The organism is Cellulomonas sp. URHB0016, from assembly GCF_054057935.1.
Genome location: NZ_JBSRZU010000001.1, coordinates 786,339 through 800,440, shown reverse-complemented (window position 1 = coordinate 800,440; position 14,102 = coordinate 786,339). Strand labels below are relative to the sequence as shown.

9 protein-coding genes and 2 pseudogenes are annotated in these 14,102 nt (G+C 74.5%); 9 read left to right on the top strand and 2 right to left on the bottom strand.

Features of this window, described 5'->3' with window-relative positions:
• Positions 1 to 5 precede the first annotated feature (5 nt).
• From ACVW07_RS03845 to ACVW07_RS03805, 9 genes and pseudogenes are all read left to right on the top strand, one after another.
• Positions 6 to 965, top strand: coding sequence for an AAA family ATPase (locus ACVW07_RS03845; protein ID WP_456817956.1), 960 nt, complete (start codon positions 6 to 8; stop codon positions 963 to 965).
• A gap of 2 nt (positions 966 to 967) precedes the next feature.
• Positions 968 to 2,116, top strand: coding sequence for a DUF58 domain-containing protein (locus tag ACVW07_RS03840; RefSeq protein WP_456817955.1), 1,149 nt, complete (start codon positions 968 to 970; stop codon positions 2,114 to 2,116).
• Positions 2,113 to 4,476 carry a transglutaminaseTgpA domain-containing protein gene (locus ACVW07_RS03835; protein WP_456817954.1) on the top strand — a complete coding sequence of 788 codons (2,364 nt, stop codon included), beginning with the start codon at positions 2,113 to 2,115 and terminating at the stop codon, positions 4,474 to 4,476. Before ACVW07_RS03840 ends, ACVW07_RS03835 begins: the two co-directional genes overlap by 4 nt.
• Before the next feature lie 50 nt (positions 4,477 to 4,526).
• The gene (locus ACVW07_RS03830) at positions 4,527 to 5,774 is read left to right on the top strand and encodes an RDD family protein (protein WP_456817953.1); all 1,248 of its coding nucleotides are present in this window, start codon (positions 4,527 to 4,529) and stop codon (positions 5,772 to 5,774) included.
• A gap of 10 nt (positions 5,775 to 5,784) precedes the next feature.
• Positions 5,785 to 7,290 carry a hypothetical protein gene (locus ACVW07_RS03825; RefSeq protein WP_456817952.1) on the top strand — a complete coding sequence of 502 codons (1,506 nt, stop codon included), beginning with the start codon at positions 5,785 to 5,787 and terminating at the stop codon, positions 7,288 to 7,290.
• 46 nt (positions 7,291 to 7,336) lie between these two features.
• Positions 7,337 to 8,827: an outer membrane protein assembly factor BamB family protein gene (locus ACVW07_RS03820; protein WP_456817951.1), complete on the top strand. Its 1,491-nt coding sequence runs from the start codon at positions 7,337 to 7,339 to the stop codon at positions 8,825 to 8,827.
• A gap of 197 nt (positions 8,828 to 9,024) precedes the next feature.
• Positions 9,025 to 10,771, top strand: a pseudogene (leuA, locus tag ACVW07_RS03815) (2-isopropylmalate synthase).
• Between the two features lie 233 nt (positions 10,772 to 11,004).
• On the top strand, positions 11,005 to 11,736 hold the full coding sequence (gene recO, locus ACVW07_RS03810; RefSeq protein ID WP_456817950.1) for a DNA repair protein RecO: 732 nt from the start codon (positions 11,005 to 11,007) through the stop codon (positions 11,734 to 11,736).
• Position 11,737: 1 nt separating this feature from the next.
• Positions 11,738 to 12,521: pseudogene (locus tag ACVW07_RS03805) on the top strand (isoprenyl transferase).
• A gap of 20 nt (positions 12,522 to 12,541) precedes the next feature.
• Here ACVW07_RS03805 and ACVW07_RS03800 read toward each other — a convergent pair.
• The gene (locus ACVW07_RS03800; RefSeq protein WP_456817949.1) at positions 12,542 to 13,108 is read right to left on the bottom strand and encodes a DedA family protein; all 567 of its coding nucleotides are present in this window, start codon (positions 13,106 to 13,108) and stop codon (positions 12,542 to 12,544) included.
• 47 nt (positions 13,109 to 13,155) lie between these two features.
• Positions 13,156 to 14,091: a metal ABC transporter permease gene (locus tag ACVW07_RS03795; protein ID WP_456821020.1), complete on the bottom strand. Its 936-nt coding sequence runs from the start codon at positions 14,089 to 14,091 to the stop codon at positions 13,156 to 13,158.
• Positions 14,092 to 14,102: the final 11 nt, after the last annotated feature.

Below are 14,102 nucleotides of genomic sequence, written 5' to 3'. Positions count from 1 at the left end.
TCGCCATGACCCCCGAGCAGAGCACGTGGTTCGCGGAGACGTTCGACGCGCTCGTCTCGAACGTCGGGCAGGCGCTGCTCGGCAAGGAGCACACGATCCGCCTCGCCCTCACGGCGATGGTCGCCGAGGGGCACCTGCTCCTCGAGGACGCCCCGGGGACGGGCAAGACGTCGCTCGCCAAGGCGCTGGCGGCGACGGTGCAGGGCACCCAGCACCGCATCCAGTTCACGCCGGACCTGCTCCCGTCGGACGTCACCGGCGTGACGATCTACGACCAGGGCACGCACCAGTTCGACTTCCACCCGGGGCCCATCTTCGCGTCGGTGGTGCTGGCGGACGAGATCAACCGGGCATCGCCGAAGACGCAGGCCGCCCTCCTCGAGGTGATGGAGGAGGGCAACGTCACGGTCGACGGCGTGACGCACCCGGTGGGCCGCCCGTTCATGGTGATCGCGACGCAGAACCCCATCGAGCAGGCCGGCACCTACCGGCTCCCGGAGGCGCAGCTCGACCGGTTCCTCATCAAGACGTCGCTGGGCTACCCGGACCGTGCGTCGGCCGTGGAGATCCTCGGTGGCGTCAAGGACCGCACCACCCACCTCCAGCCGCGGATCACGACGCAGGCGGTCGGGACGATGGCGGACATCGCGCTCACCGTGCACGTCGACGCGACGGTGCTCGACTACGTCGCCCGGCTTCTCGAGGCCACCCGCCACGACGCGCAGACGGCGCTGGGCGCGAGCGTCCGTGGCGGTCTCGCGCTCGTGCGGTGCGCGAAGGTGTGGGCCGCGTCGCAGGGCCGCGACTACGTGATCCCCGACGACGTCAAGGACCTCGCCCAGCCCGTCCTCGCACACCGGCTCATCCTGGACACGGAGGCGGAGTTCGCCGGTGTCAAGGCCGCCGACGTGCTCGAGCGGATCCTCGAGCACACGGCGCCGCCGGTGCTGCGGGCGGCGGTCTGAGCGTGAGCCTGCGCATCTCCCCGCTCGGCTGGGGCATGGCGGCGGTCGCCGTCGTCGCGCTCGTGCTGGGCCGTCGGTTCGGCTGGCTGGAGCTCGCCGCGCTCGGCGCCGCCCTGGTCGCGGTCGTCGTCGTCGCGCTCCTGCTCACGACCGGCCGGAGCCGCTACGAGGTGCGTCTCGACATGGCGGACCGTCGCGTGCGGATCGGGGAGCGGGCCGTCGGTCGGGTCGAGGTGCACAACGTCGGCCGGCGCCGTGCGATGCCGTCGCGCATCGAGCTCCCGGTCGGCGCGTCGGTCGCCGACCTCGGCGTCCCCGCGCTGGCGTCGAACGCCCGGCACGACGAGCTGTTCGCGATCCCGACGTCCCGGCGTGCGGTGGTCGTGGTGGGCCCGGTGCGCTCGGTGCGCGGCGACCCGTTCGGGCTGGCCCGCCGCAGCGTGCTGTGGACCCAGCCGGTCGACCTGTACGTGCACCCGCTGCTCGTCTCGCTCGCCGGTGCGAGCGCGGGCCTGCTGCGTGACCTCGAGGGGCAGTCGACGCGGGACCTGTCGGACTCCGACCTCTCGTTCCACGCGCTGCGCGACTACGTCGCGGGCGACGACCGCCGGTACATCCACTGGCGGACGACCGCCCGCCGCGGCGTCCTCATGGTCAAGCAGTTCGAGGACACCCGCCGCACGCAGACGGCGCTCGTCCTGGCGACGGACGCCCGGGACTACGCCGAGGACGACGAGTTCGAGCTCGCCGTCTCCGTGCTCGCCTCGGTGGGGGTGCAGACGATCCGCGAGGAGCGCGACCTCGCCGTGCTCGCCGGTCCGGGAGCGTTGCGCGTGCAGACCCCGGCGCTCCTGCTCGACGACTGCTCGGCCCTCGCCGTCACGTCCGGCGGTGCGGGCGCCGCGCTGCTGGGCCGTCGCGTGGCGCGCGAGGCCCCCGACGCGTCCGTCGCGATGCTCGTCACCGGCTCGGTCCCGTCCGAGGCGGACCTGCGCGTGGGCGCCCGCCACGTGGCGGCAGGCACGCGCACGGTCGTGGTGCGGTGCGCGCGTGGTGCCGAGGTGTCGGTGCGGACGCAGGGGTCGCTGAGCCTCGCGACCATCGGTGCCCTCGACGACCTGCCGAGGCTGATGCGTCGGGTGATCGCGTGACGGCGGCCGCCCGGCCGCGCACCACGGTCCAGGCCGTGGTCGACGTGGTGTGCCTCGTCGGTTGTCTCGCGGTCGTCCTCGTCCCGCTCCTCGCCGTGTACGGCGGCCTGGCTGCCCTGCCCGCCCTCGCCGGCGGGCTCGTCCTCGGGACGGCCGTCGCCGTGGGGTCCGCCGTATGGCGCTGGTCGGCGGTCACGACCGTCGCGGCCGCCATCGCGGCCTACGCGGTGGCAGGCGGCCCGCTCGCGGCGCCGTCGACGATGGACGGGCTGCTGCCCACCGCACAGACCGCGACCGCGCTGGTGTCCGGGCCGGCCGCGGCGTGGAAGCAGGTCCTCACCCTCCAGCCACCCGTCGGCTCCACGGGGTCGCTGCTGGTCGCCGCGTTCCTGCTCGCGCTCGTGGGCTCGGTCACCGCCGTCGCCGTGGCGCTGCGCGTGGAGCGGCCGGCGGCGGCCACGGCCGCCGCCCTGGTGCCGTGCGGCGTGCTGGTCGCCGTGATCGTGCTCGGTACCGCGCACCCGACGGTGCCGCCCGTGCTCACGGGCACCGTCCTCGCCGTCGTGCTCGTGCCCTGGGCGGCCGCACGGTCCGGGGCCTTCCGGGTCCGCCGCGTGGTCGCCTCGACGCTGCTCCTGACGGTGGCCGCCGCGGCCGGCGTCGCGGGCGCGCCCGTGGTCGTCGGCCAGACGCCCCGGCTCGTGGTGCGTGACGAGATCGTGCCGCCGTTCGACCCTCGCGCCTACCCGAGCCCGCTCTCGGCGTTCCGCGAGTTCACCAAGAAGAACAAGGACACCACCCTCTTCACCGTCGAGGGCCTGCCGGCGGGCGCCCGGGTGCGGCTCGCGACGATGGACCGCTACGACGGTGTGGTCTGGAACGTCGCCGGTGACGGCAGCGCCGAGGCGTCCGGCGAGTTCCGTCGGGTCGGCGACGACCTCGACCCGTCGATCCGCGGCGACGACGCGCAGGTCGAGGTCACGATCGAGGGCCTGGACGGCGTGTGGCTGCCGACCGTGGGTCAGGCCCGGTCGATCCGGGTCCACGACGCCGCCGCGGCCACCGGTCTGCGCTACAACGACGCGACCGGCGGAGCCGTGCTGACCGGTGGGGTGCACCAGGGGTTGAGCTACACCGCGGACGTGGTGGTCCCGCGGACGCCGAGCGACGAGGAGATCGGCCGCGCCCCCGCGGGCGACATCGTGCAGCCGGCCGTGCAGGGCGCGCCCGACTCCGTGGCCGTCACGGCCGCGGACGTCGCGCGGGAGGCCGGCAGCCCGGTGGAGATCGCCCGGGCGCTCACGGACCAGCTGTCGCAGGAGGGCTACTTCAGCCACGGCAACGTGGAGGCCGGTGACTTCCCGTCGCTCTCGGGCCACGGCGCCGACCGGTTGAACACCCTGCTCGCCGGCGACCTCATGGTGGGCGACGGCGAGCAGTACGCCGCGGCGCTCGCCCTGCAGGCCCGTGACAGGGACCTCCCCGCGCGGGTCGTGATCGGGTTCGTGCCGCAGGGCGTGGGGGGCAAGGGCCCGGTGAAGGTCCGGGGCGAGGACGTCGAGGCCTGGGTCGAGATCGCGTTCGCCGGCGAGGGGTGGGTGGTGTTCGACCCGACCCCGCCGCGCACGCAGACACCCCAGGAGGACACCGAGCAGAAGCCGACCGAGCCGGATCCCCAGGTCGTGCAGCCCCCGCCCGCGCCCCCCGCCGCGGTGAACCCACCGGACGAGGACACCGAGCAGCCGAACAACGACGCCGACGACGACGCGGACCGGTCGCACCCGCTGTGGCGTCAGGTCGTCCAGGTGGCCGGCATCGTGTCGCTGCCGCTGCTGGTGCTCGCCGCACCGTTCCTGGTCGTCGGCGCGCTCAAGGCACGGCGTCGCCGCCGCCGTCGGCGGGAGCCGGACTCCGTGGTCCGGGTCGCCGGGGGCTGGGACGAGGTGCTCGACGCGGCCCGTGACCTGCGCCGGCCCGCGCCGCCCACCGCGACCCGTCTCGAGTCGGCGCACCTGCTGGCGTCGTCCTTCGCGGACGTGCGCGCCGAGCACGCCGTGACGGTGCGGAACGCCGTCCGCGATCTCGCGCGCTCCGCCGACCGGGCCGTGTTCGGGCCGGGGGCGCCCGACGACCGGACCGTCGCGGCGTACTGGACACAGGTGGAGGCGGCCGTCGCGGCGATGCGCTCCGGTGTCGGCTGGCGGCGCCGCTGGCGGTCGCGCGTCTCGACCGCCTCGCTGCGGCACCGTCGCCGACTGCGTCGGGACCGTGGTCGTGCACGCGGACGGGGACCCGCGGACAACCCGGGACGCAGGCCCGACCGGCGGGCCGCACGGTCCGGGCGAGGTGCCCCGTCGTGAACCCGGCGCCACCGCGCACACCCCCGACCACGCCACCCGACGGAGTCCCCGTGCAGCACCACCCTCCCGCCTCCACGGCGGACGACGCCGCGCTCGCCTCGCTGGGGCGGCGTGCCGTCGCCTACCTCGTCGACCAGGCCGTCGTCCTGGCCCTCGGCGGCTGGCTGGTGCTGCGCGCGTCGCTGGGCTGGACCGCGGACCTGCGTGCTGCGGCCGGCGAGGGTTCCGGTGCGGTGGCCGCGGCTCCGTCCGGTCCTGCCGTCGTCGCCGGGACGGTGCTCGTGTCCACCGTGCTCGTCGTGCAGTGGCTGACCCTCGGCCGGTCGGGGTGGACCGTCGGCCGGCTCTTCACCGGGCTGCGCACGCTCGACGTCGAGACCCGACGGCCGATCGGCCTGGCCAGGGCGCTCGTCCGTGGCCTCGTGCTGGTCGCGGGCGCGCTCGCGTGCGTGCTCGGGCTGCCGCTCGTCCTCGCGTCGCCGCTCCTGGACCGGACGGGCCGGCGGCGCGGATGGCTCGACCTCGCGGCGCAGGACGAGGTGCTCGACGTGCGCGGAGGCAGGGTGGCGGAGCGTGCGGCCGCCCTCGCCGTGCCGGCGAGCACACCGTGGCCGCCGGACGGCAACGAGCACGTCGAACCGAAGGCCGTCACCGCGCAGGTGCCGGCGTGGGCGGGCCGGAGCTCCGGTGGGACGGAGCAGCTGGACGCGTGGCTCGACGAGGGCGCGCAGCCGGCGCTCGTGCTCGCACCGCTCGCCCCCCGCCGCAGGGGACCCGACCTCGACACGCGGGCGGTGCCGCTGGTCCGGCCGGCGAGCGACCCTGCGACGGTCGAACCGGCGGCCGAGCCGCTCGTCGGGCGTCCAGGGCTGGACCCCCAGGTGGAGGCGACCCGCCGGGTGGCACCGCGGGGGGACCTGGTCGCCGAGGACCACGGGGGCGGCGCCCTGCGCCCTGCGAGCGCGGAGATCGAGCTCAGCGACGGCCGCCTGCTCACGATCGAGCGGACGGCGCTCGTCGGGCGCAACCCGGCGGCCGACGTGGACGTGCAGCTCGTCCGTGTCGTGGACCCGGACCGCTCGGTCTCGAAGACGCACCTGCAGATCGGCGTGGAGCTCGGCGGCGTGTGGATCGCGGACCGGGGCTCGACGAACGGCACGGTCGTGACGCTGCCCGACGGCGCCCAGGTGGTGTGCGGCGCCGACCAGCAGGTGCGGCTGCGGGTCGGGTCGACCGTGACGTTCGGCGACTGCTCGCTCCGACTGGTCCGGGCGCCCGGACTGCCCACCGTGTCCTAGGCTCGGCGGCATGACGGGCAGGCGCCCCGCTGCACGGATGCAGCAGATCGAGGTCGACGACCCCGGTCTGGAGGGTGGCGCCGTCCTCGGTGCGCTGGACAACGGCCGACCCCACCACGGCCGCGGAGCCGTGCGGGACCAGGACCGCGCGGGGCCCGGCGACGCCGGCCGTGACGACACGCAGGAGCAGCCGCCCGCCCGGACCCGCGCCCTCGCCCGCCTACGACGGTGGTGGTGGCTGGGGGCCGTCGGGGTCGCGGCCGTGGTCGCCACGTCGTTGGTCAGCGCGGCTCGGGACCGGGCCTACGTGGCGCGCATCGGTGCCGTACCGGGGTTGGTGCGGCCGATCGACGGTGTCCCCACGGAGGCGTGGCGGGCGCCCGGCGTGCCCGCGGACGGTGGGCTCGTCGCCTCCGGCGACACGCTCGTGCTCGTGAGCGAGACGCCCCAGGGGTGGCTCGCCACCTCCAGGGACGCCGCGACGGGCGAGGTCCGTTGGACGGTCACCCTCGGCCCACCGCAGCGCGCCGGGTTCGAGAGCAGCGCGGCGTGGTGCCCCTCGGACGGCGGCGACGTCGGGCCGACGATCCTGTGCCTCGTGACGCGACCGGGGGTCCTGTACTCGCGGTCGGCGGTCGGGGAGGTGCCCGTCCGCACCCGGGTCGTGGCGCTCTCGGCGGCGGACGGTCGCACGCTCGGCGCCTGGGACGCTCCCCGGGGGATGGTCGACGCCTCCCGGGCCGGCGACGACCTCGTGGTCGCGTGGGTCGACGAGAGGCACGTCGCCGTGGAGCGCCGGCGAGGAGCGGCGGGGACTGCCGTCTGGTCCTACCGGGGCACTGAGGTGCTGCAGTCCTGGACGCACCCGACGGTCCGCACCGACCGCGGCACGGTCGTGGTCGCCGACTCCGCGACGGTCGTCCTCGACAGCGCGGACGGCGCCGTCCTCCTCGCGGGACCCCCCTTCCGGTCGCTCCAGGTGGCGACGGTCGGTGACCACTTCGCGACGTGGGCGCCGGTCGGCGACGGGCACATGTACGACAGTGACGGCACGGTCCTGTACGGCGTGCGCGGCCTGCCGGTCCAGCCGTCGGTCGACGACGGGAGCACCGCCGACGTGGTCGTCGTGGACGACGGCGGCTCGCTGTCGGCCGTCGACGCGGACACCGGTGCGCACCGATGGACGACGGAGCAGGCCCTCGACGTGGGGACGGTCGTGTCCCACCGGCTGGTGGTGTCCGGCCTCACGCACTACGGCGTCGTGGACCCGGCCGACGGCCGGCAGCTCTGGTCGTACGACGTGGGGCAGCAGGTGCCGTGGTCGCCGATCTCCGACGGCAGCCTCGTGCTCGGCCCGGCGGTGGACGACCTGGGTGCCCCCGTGCTGGTCGGTCTCGGGCTGCAGGACGGCACCCGGTTCTGGTCGGTGCCGCTGCCGTCGCACGTGCAGCGCGTCGTCGGGGTGGGTGGGCATCTCGTGGTGCTGACCCCGAACGAGACCGTGGTCCTGCGCTGAGCCGGCAGCACGTCCCTCCGGTCGGAGGGCGGTCTACCGTGGGGGCATGAGGCCCCCGAGCCTCGGTGCCCCCATGCAGTCCGTGGTGGTCGACGAGGTCGACGCCGACGGCCTGGTGGTCGCGCGCCCTGCACCGCCCCGCTGGCAGGACGAGGGCCGACGCCTGGGTGGTTGGGCGGTGCGCCGCCCGTTCGTCGCCGCCGGCCTGCTGGCCGCGCTGGTCGGCCTCGTCGTCGGGGTCGGCCTGACCGCACCGGCGCTCGTCACCGCCCACGAACGCCGGCAGGTGCTGGCGCCGACCGCCTTCGCGGAGGCGGTGCACGTGCTCGACGCCGGTCCGGCGGTCCGCTGGTCGGTGCCGTTCGACGACACGGTGGACCCGCTGCTCGTGGACGACACGGTCGTCGTGGTCGCCGGTCCCGACCTGCGGCACCGCTCGCTCGTCGGGCTCGACGTGGTCACGGGGGAGCGACGGTGGTCGCTCGGGCTCGCCGCGGACCCGTCGCCCACGCAGGTCCGGTGCCACGGGATCGACCACCGCCTGGTGTGCGCCGTCGGCGAGGGCCCGTCGCCGGACCAGCGCACCCTCGCGCCGGGCGAGCGCCCGCCCGACCCGGCGCCGGCGGTGCTGCTCGTCGTCGACGCGGCCACCGGCGAGGTCCTCGCGTCGCACCACATCACCGGCCGGGTCGTCGCCACCGCCACGGCCGGCGGCGACCTGGTGGTAGCGACGTACTGGTGGGGGGCCTTCGCCGTCCGGCGGATCGACCCCCTCACGGCCGAGGTGCGCTGGGAGCGTCCGAACGGGACCGCCACGACCGTGCCGGCGGTCGGCGACGTCGTCCTGCGGGCCGGCGGTGGTCTCGTCGTCGCGACGGTGAGCGGCGCCACGCTGGTGCTTCGTGACGCGACCGGCGAGCGGGTGCGTCCCGGGCAGCGCACGGCCGGCACCGACGAGACCCGCATGCTCGAGGACGGGACGCTCGTGCGGACCCGGTACCGGCTCGCCGCCGTCGGTGTCGACGTCGTCTCCGACCTGTCGGCGGGCGACGGTGCGCCGTGGCTCACGGCCCGGGGTGTCCCCGTGGAGCCCGAGGTCAGCGACGGCAGGTCCGGCCTCGTGTTCACCTCCGGCGCGCTCGCGGGCGGCCCGCTCGTCGGCCGGGTGCGCGCCTACCGGCCGGGCGCGTCGGAGCCGGCGTGGCGTGCGTTCGCGCCGGCCCGCGAGATCGCGGCCGACGTGGGGGACCGCGTGGTCCTCCGGGTGGCGGGCGCTCTCGTCGGGGTCGACTCGCACGACGGGGCGCAGGTGTGGCGGCGCGCCTTCGGGCTCGGGCTCGGTGACGCGTTCTCCGACGGCGTCCACCTGATCCTGGAACGGACCACGCCGGAGGAGGGTGCGACTCTGGTAGCCCTGGACCTGGAGACAGGGCGCCTGGACTGGACGTCCCCGCTGCCCGAGGGGACGGGCGGGGCGGTGAGGCTCGGTGGCCATCTGTACGCCGTGGGCGAGGGCCGGCTCGTCGCGCTCCGGTGACCGGCGCGGCCCGCAGATGGCGTGTCGCGCGCCGGACCGGCTTGCGGACCGGCACGTGCGCGGGGGTATGGTGACGACGTGCTGCGGACCACCCTCCTCCTTCTCCGCCGCGACGAGGCCCTCTAGGCCGCATCCTCGTCGCGGTGTTCCGTGCGCCGGCTGAGCCCGCCGATCCCGCAACGAAGGACGAGAACCCGATGAGCTATCTCGACACGAGCCCGCAGCAGCCGTCGTCGATGCCGGTCCACAAGTACCGGCCGTTCCACGAGCAGATCCGCGTCGACCTGCCGGACCGCCGGTGGCCCGACGCGAGGATGACGAAGGCCCCTCGCTGGTGCGCCGTCGACCTGCGGGACGGCAACCAGGCCCTGATCGAGCCGATGAACCCGGCCCGCAAGCTCGAGATGTTCGAGCTGCTGGTCCAGATGGGGTTCAAGGAGATCGAGGTCGGCTTCCCGTCGGCGTCCCAGACGGACTTCGACTTCGTCCGGATGCTGATCGAGGAGAACCGCATCCCGGACGACGTCGTGATCCAGGTGCTGACGCAGGCCCGCGAGCACCTGATCGAGCGGACGTACGAGGCGATCGCCGGCGCCAAGCAGGCCATCGTGCACCTGTACAACTCGACGTCCACGCTCCAGCGCGAGGTCGTGTTCCGTTCCGACGAGGACGGGATCGTCGACATCGCCGTCTCCGGGGCGCGGTTCTGCAAGAAGTACGAGGAGCTGGTGCCGGACACCGAGGTGTTCTACGAGTACAGCCCCGAGTCGTACACGGGCACCGAGCTGGAGTTCGCGCTGCGGATCTGCAACGCGGTGCTCGACGAGCTGGGCCCGACGTCGGACAAGAAGGTCATCATCAACCTGCCGGCGACGGTCGAGATGGCCACGCCGAACGTCTACGCCGACTCGATCGAGTGGATGAGCCGGAACCTGCGCCACCGCGAGAACGTGGTGCTGTCGCTGCACCCGCACAACGACCGCGGGACCGCCGTGGCGGCCGCCGAGCTGGGCTACCTGGCCGGCGCGGACCGCATCGAGGGCTGCCTGTTCGGCAACGGCGAGCGCACCGGCAACGTGTGCCTGGTGACGCTCGGCATGAACCCTGTTCAGCCAGGGCATCGACCCGGAGCTCGACTTCTCCGACATCGACCACGTCCGGCGCACCGTCGAGCGCTGCAACCAGCTGCCGGTCCACGAACGGCACCCCTACGGCGGCGACCTCGTCTTCACCGCGTTCTCGGGCTCGCACCAGGACGCGATCAAGAAGGGCCTGACCGCCATGGAGGCGAGCGCGGCCCGGCAGCACCAGGCCGTCGACGACCTCGTGTGGGCCGTCCCGTACCTGCCGATCGACCCGAAGGACGTCGGCCGCTCGTACGAGGCGATCATCCGGGTGAACTCGCAGTCCGGGAAGGGCGGCATCAGCTACCTGATGAAGTCCGAGAAGGACCTCGACCTGCCGCGACGGCTGCAGATCGAGTTCTCCCAGGTGGTGCAGCGGCACACCGACGAGCACGGCTCCGAGGTCACCGCGGACGACCTGTGGCGGATCTTCAACGACGAGTACCTGCCGGTCGAGCCCGGCGGGCCCCTGGACCCGTGGGGCCGGTTCACGCTGCGTGCCACGCGGGCGACGAGCGCCGAGGAGGGGCCGGACACGCTCGGGGTCGACCTGCTCGACCGTGGCGTGCCGCGGACCCTCGAGGGGTCGGGCAACGGCCCGGTCGCGGCGTTCGTCGACGCGCTCAAGAAGGTCGGCGTCGACATCGCGGTCCTCGACTACGCCGAGCACGCCCTCTCGTCCGGCGGTGACGCGACGGCGGCCGCGTACGTGGAGTGCGCGATCGGCGACCAGATCCTGTGGGGGGTCGGCATCGACCCGTCGATCACGACGGCCTCGCTCAAGGCCATCATCTCGGCCGTCAACCGGCACGAGCGCTGAGACCACCGCCGCGTCCCTGCCGGGCCGTCCCGGCAGGGACGCCGGTCCTGATCGTCCGTCGCGCCGCCCACCACCGCCGCGCGACGGATGCGGCAGGCCGGTCGTCGGCGACCCCGACGACCGGCCCGACCGTGCAAGCCTCGGCGCCGCCGACACCCGATCTGCACGCCGCTCTCACCCCGGGCGAGGCGTGTCCCGCGGAGGGTGTCGGCGGCGCAGGGGATGATGTCCCGGTGAGCCTCTACCGCGACGAGGCGATCGTCCTGCGCACCCACAAGCTGGGCGAGGCCGACCGGATCGTCACCCTCCTGACCCGCACCCACGGCAAGGTCCGTGCGGTCGGCAAGGGCGTGCGCCGCACGTCGTCCCGGTTCGGGTCGCGACTCGAGCCGTTCATGCAGGTCGACCTGCAGCTGAGCACGGGGCGCAACCTCGACATCGTCACGCAGGCGGAGACGATCGGGGCGTACGGCCGCGCCGTCTGCGAGGACTACACGCTGTACACGGCGGGCACGGTGATGCTGGAGACCGCCGAGCGGCTCGTCGAGGCCGAGCACGAGCCGGCGCTGCAGCAGTACTGGCTGCTGGTCGGTGCCGTCAGGGCGCTGGCCACCCGCGAGCACGCCCCCGGGCTGGTCCTCGACTCGTACCTGCTGCGGGCGCTGGCCGTCGCCGGCTGGGCGCCGAGCTTCACCGACTGCGCCCGGTGCGGTGCGGACGGCCCGCACCAGGCGTTCGCCGTCGCGTCCGGCGGGGCCGTGTGCCGGTCGTGCCGCCCGCCCGGGGCCGCGGCACCCGCTCCCGAGACGTTCGAGCTCCTGGCGGCGCTCCTCGCGGGAGACTGGGCTGTCGCCGACGGGAGCGCCGAGCGGCACCGGGGCGAGGGCAACGGGCTCGTCGCGGCGTTCTGCCAGTTCCACCTCGAGCGTCAGCTGCGCTCGTTGCCGATGGTCGAGAGGGTCTGAGTTGCCTGTCGCACCCCCGCCGCACCCGAGCGGCGCACGTCCCCCCGCGATCCCGCTGGAGTTCGTGCCCAAGCACGTCGCGATCGTCATGGACGGCAACGGCCGGTGGGCGAACGCCCGCGGGCTGCCGCGGGTCGAGGGGCACCGCGCGGGCGAGGCGTCGCTCCTCGACGTCGTGGCGGGGGCCATCGAGATCGGCGTCCAGCACGTGTCGGCGTACGCGTTCTCGACGGAGAACTGGTCCCGGTCGCCCGACGAGGTGCGGTTCCTCATGGGCTTCAACCGGGACGTGCTCCGGCGCCGCCGCGACATCATGAACGACTGGGGTGTGCGGGTCCGCTGGGCCGGCCGCCGGCCGCGGCTGTGGCGGTCCGTGATCTCCGAGCTGGAGGAGGCCGAACGGCTGACCGCCGGCAACAGCACCTGCACGCTGACCATGTGCGTCAACTACGGGGGGCGGGCGGAGGTCGCCGACGCAGCGCAGGCGATCGCGCGGGACGTGGCGGCGGGCAAGGTCAAGCCGGACAAGGTGAACGAGAAGCTGTTCGCGCGCTACCTCGACGAGCCCGACCTGCCGGACGTCGACCTGTTCCTGCGCTCGTCGGGGGAGCAGCGGACGTCCAACTTCATGATCTGGCAGGCGGCGTACGCCGAGCTCGTGTTCCTCGACGAGCCGTGGCCCGACGTGGACCGGCGGTTCGCTGTGGCGCGCGTGCGAGATCTACGCGCGGCGCGACCGGCGGTACGGAGCCGCGGTGGACCGTCCGGGCCTCTCCTCCGCCTGACGTGCCGGCACCGGCCGTGCTCAGTCGAGCGCGTCGGCGGGCTGGTCGTCACGGACGTCTGCCGCCCGCCGCAGGAGGCGGCGCCGGACCAACCACGCGGAGCCGGCGAGCAGCACGGCCACCACGACCAGCAGCGCCCAGGGGGAGGCCGCGAACAGGGCCAGCGCGCCCCAGACGGCACCGAAGCCGACCGTGGCCCACACCACGGCCCACACCAGCGCCCCGGGTACCGAGGCGATCGCGAACCGCAGGTACGGCATCCTGACGAGGCCGGCGGAGGCGAAGATCGCCGTCTGCAGGCCGATCGTCAGGTAGGCCAGCGTCACGGCGACCGCACCCCAGCGGCGCACGAGATCGAGTCCTCGCTGGGCCGCCCGCGTACCGGTCCACGCCTCCAGGCGCACGATCGTGGCGCGCCACCAGCCGGGGCCGCGGTCGTTCTCGTGGACCTGCTGCGCGCCCCGGACCACCGCGCGTCCGGCCCAGTACGTGCCGTGCGAGCGGGCGATCACGATGGCGAACAGCACGACGACGGCGATGCCGACGGGCACACCGCCGAGCCTGTACGCCTCCCGGACCTCCGTCACGTGCCGATCTTCTCCTGCCGAGCCGGTGCGGGCCGAATCCAGGGGTCTCAGCGGCTGGGGGTGGCGGTGCCCGGCTCGTCGACGCAGACCTCGTCCACGTCGTCGTCGGCGAGCAGCACGTCGTCGACCATGTCGGGATGCGGGTCCCTGGCCGGCTGCGGGCGCCGCAGCGCGGGCCGCACCGCCGCCGCGACGGCGTACACGAGGATCGCGAGGACGACGATCGTGGCGCCCGGCGGGATGTCCTGCCAGTAGGTCAGCACGAGCCCCACCACGCTGACGGCCACGCCGATGACGCTGGCGACGGCCATGGTCCGCCCGAACGAGCGTGCGTAGAGCTGCGCGATCGCGACCGGCACGATCATCAGCGCACTCACCAGCAGCAGTCCGACGACGCGCATCGCGATGGTCACCGTGAGCGCGGCGATCGTTGCCACCAGCATCGAGAGCACGCGCACCGGCAGGCCGCTGGCGCGGGCGAACTCCTCGTCGTGGCTCACCGCGAACAGGGCGGTCCGCAGCCCCAGGCCGACGCCGAGCACGACGGCGGCGAGCGCGGCGGTCCACCACAGGTCGGAGGGGGACACCGTCGAGATGGAGCCGAAGAGGTAGCTGATGAGGTTGGCGTTCGTGCCGCCCGCCACCTTGATGAGCAGCACGCCGCCGGCGATGCCGCCGTAGAACATCAGCGCCAGCGCCAGGTCGCCGCTGGTGCGGCCGCGCTCGCGGACGAGCTCGATGACGACCGAACCGACGACGGCCGCGACCACCGCGCCGGGCACCGCGAGCGTGTCCTGCGGCACGAGGTTCGCCCAGCTGCCGACGAGCCAGCCGACCGCGACACCCGTGAGCGCCACGTGCCCGATGCCGTCGCCCATGAGGGCCATGCGGCGCTGCACGAGGAACGTACCGACCACCGGTGCCGAGGCGCCGACCAGCACGGCGGCGAGGAGTGCGCGCTGCATGAGCGGGGAGGTGAGCATCTCGACGACCT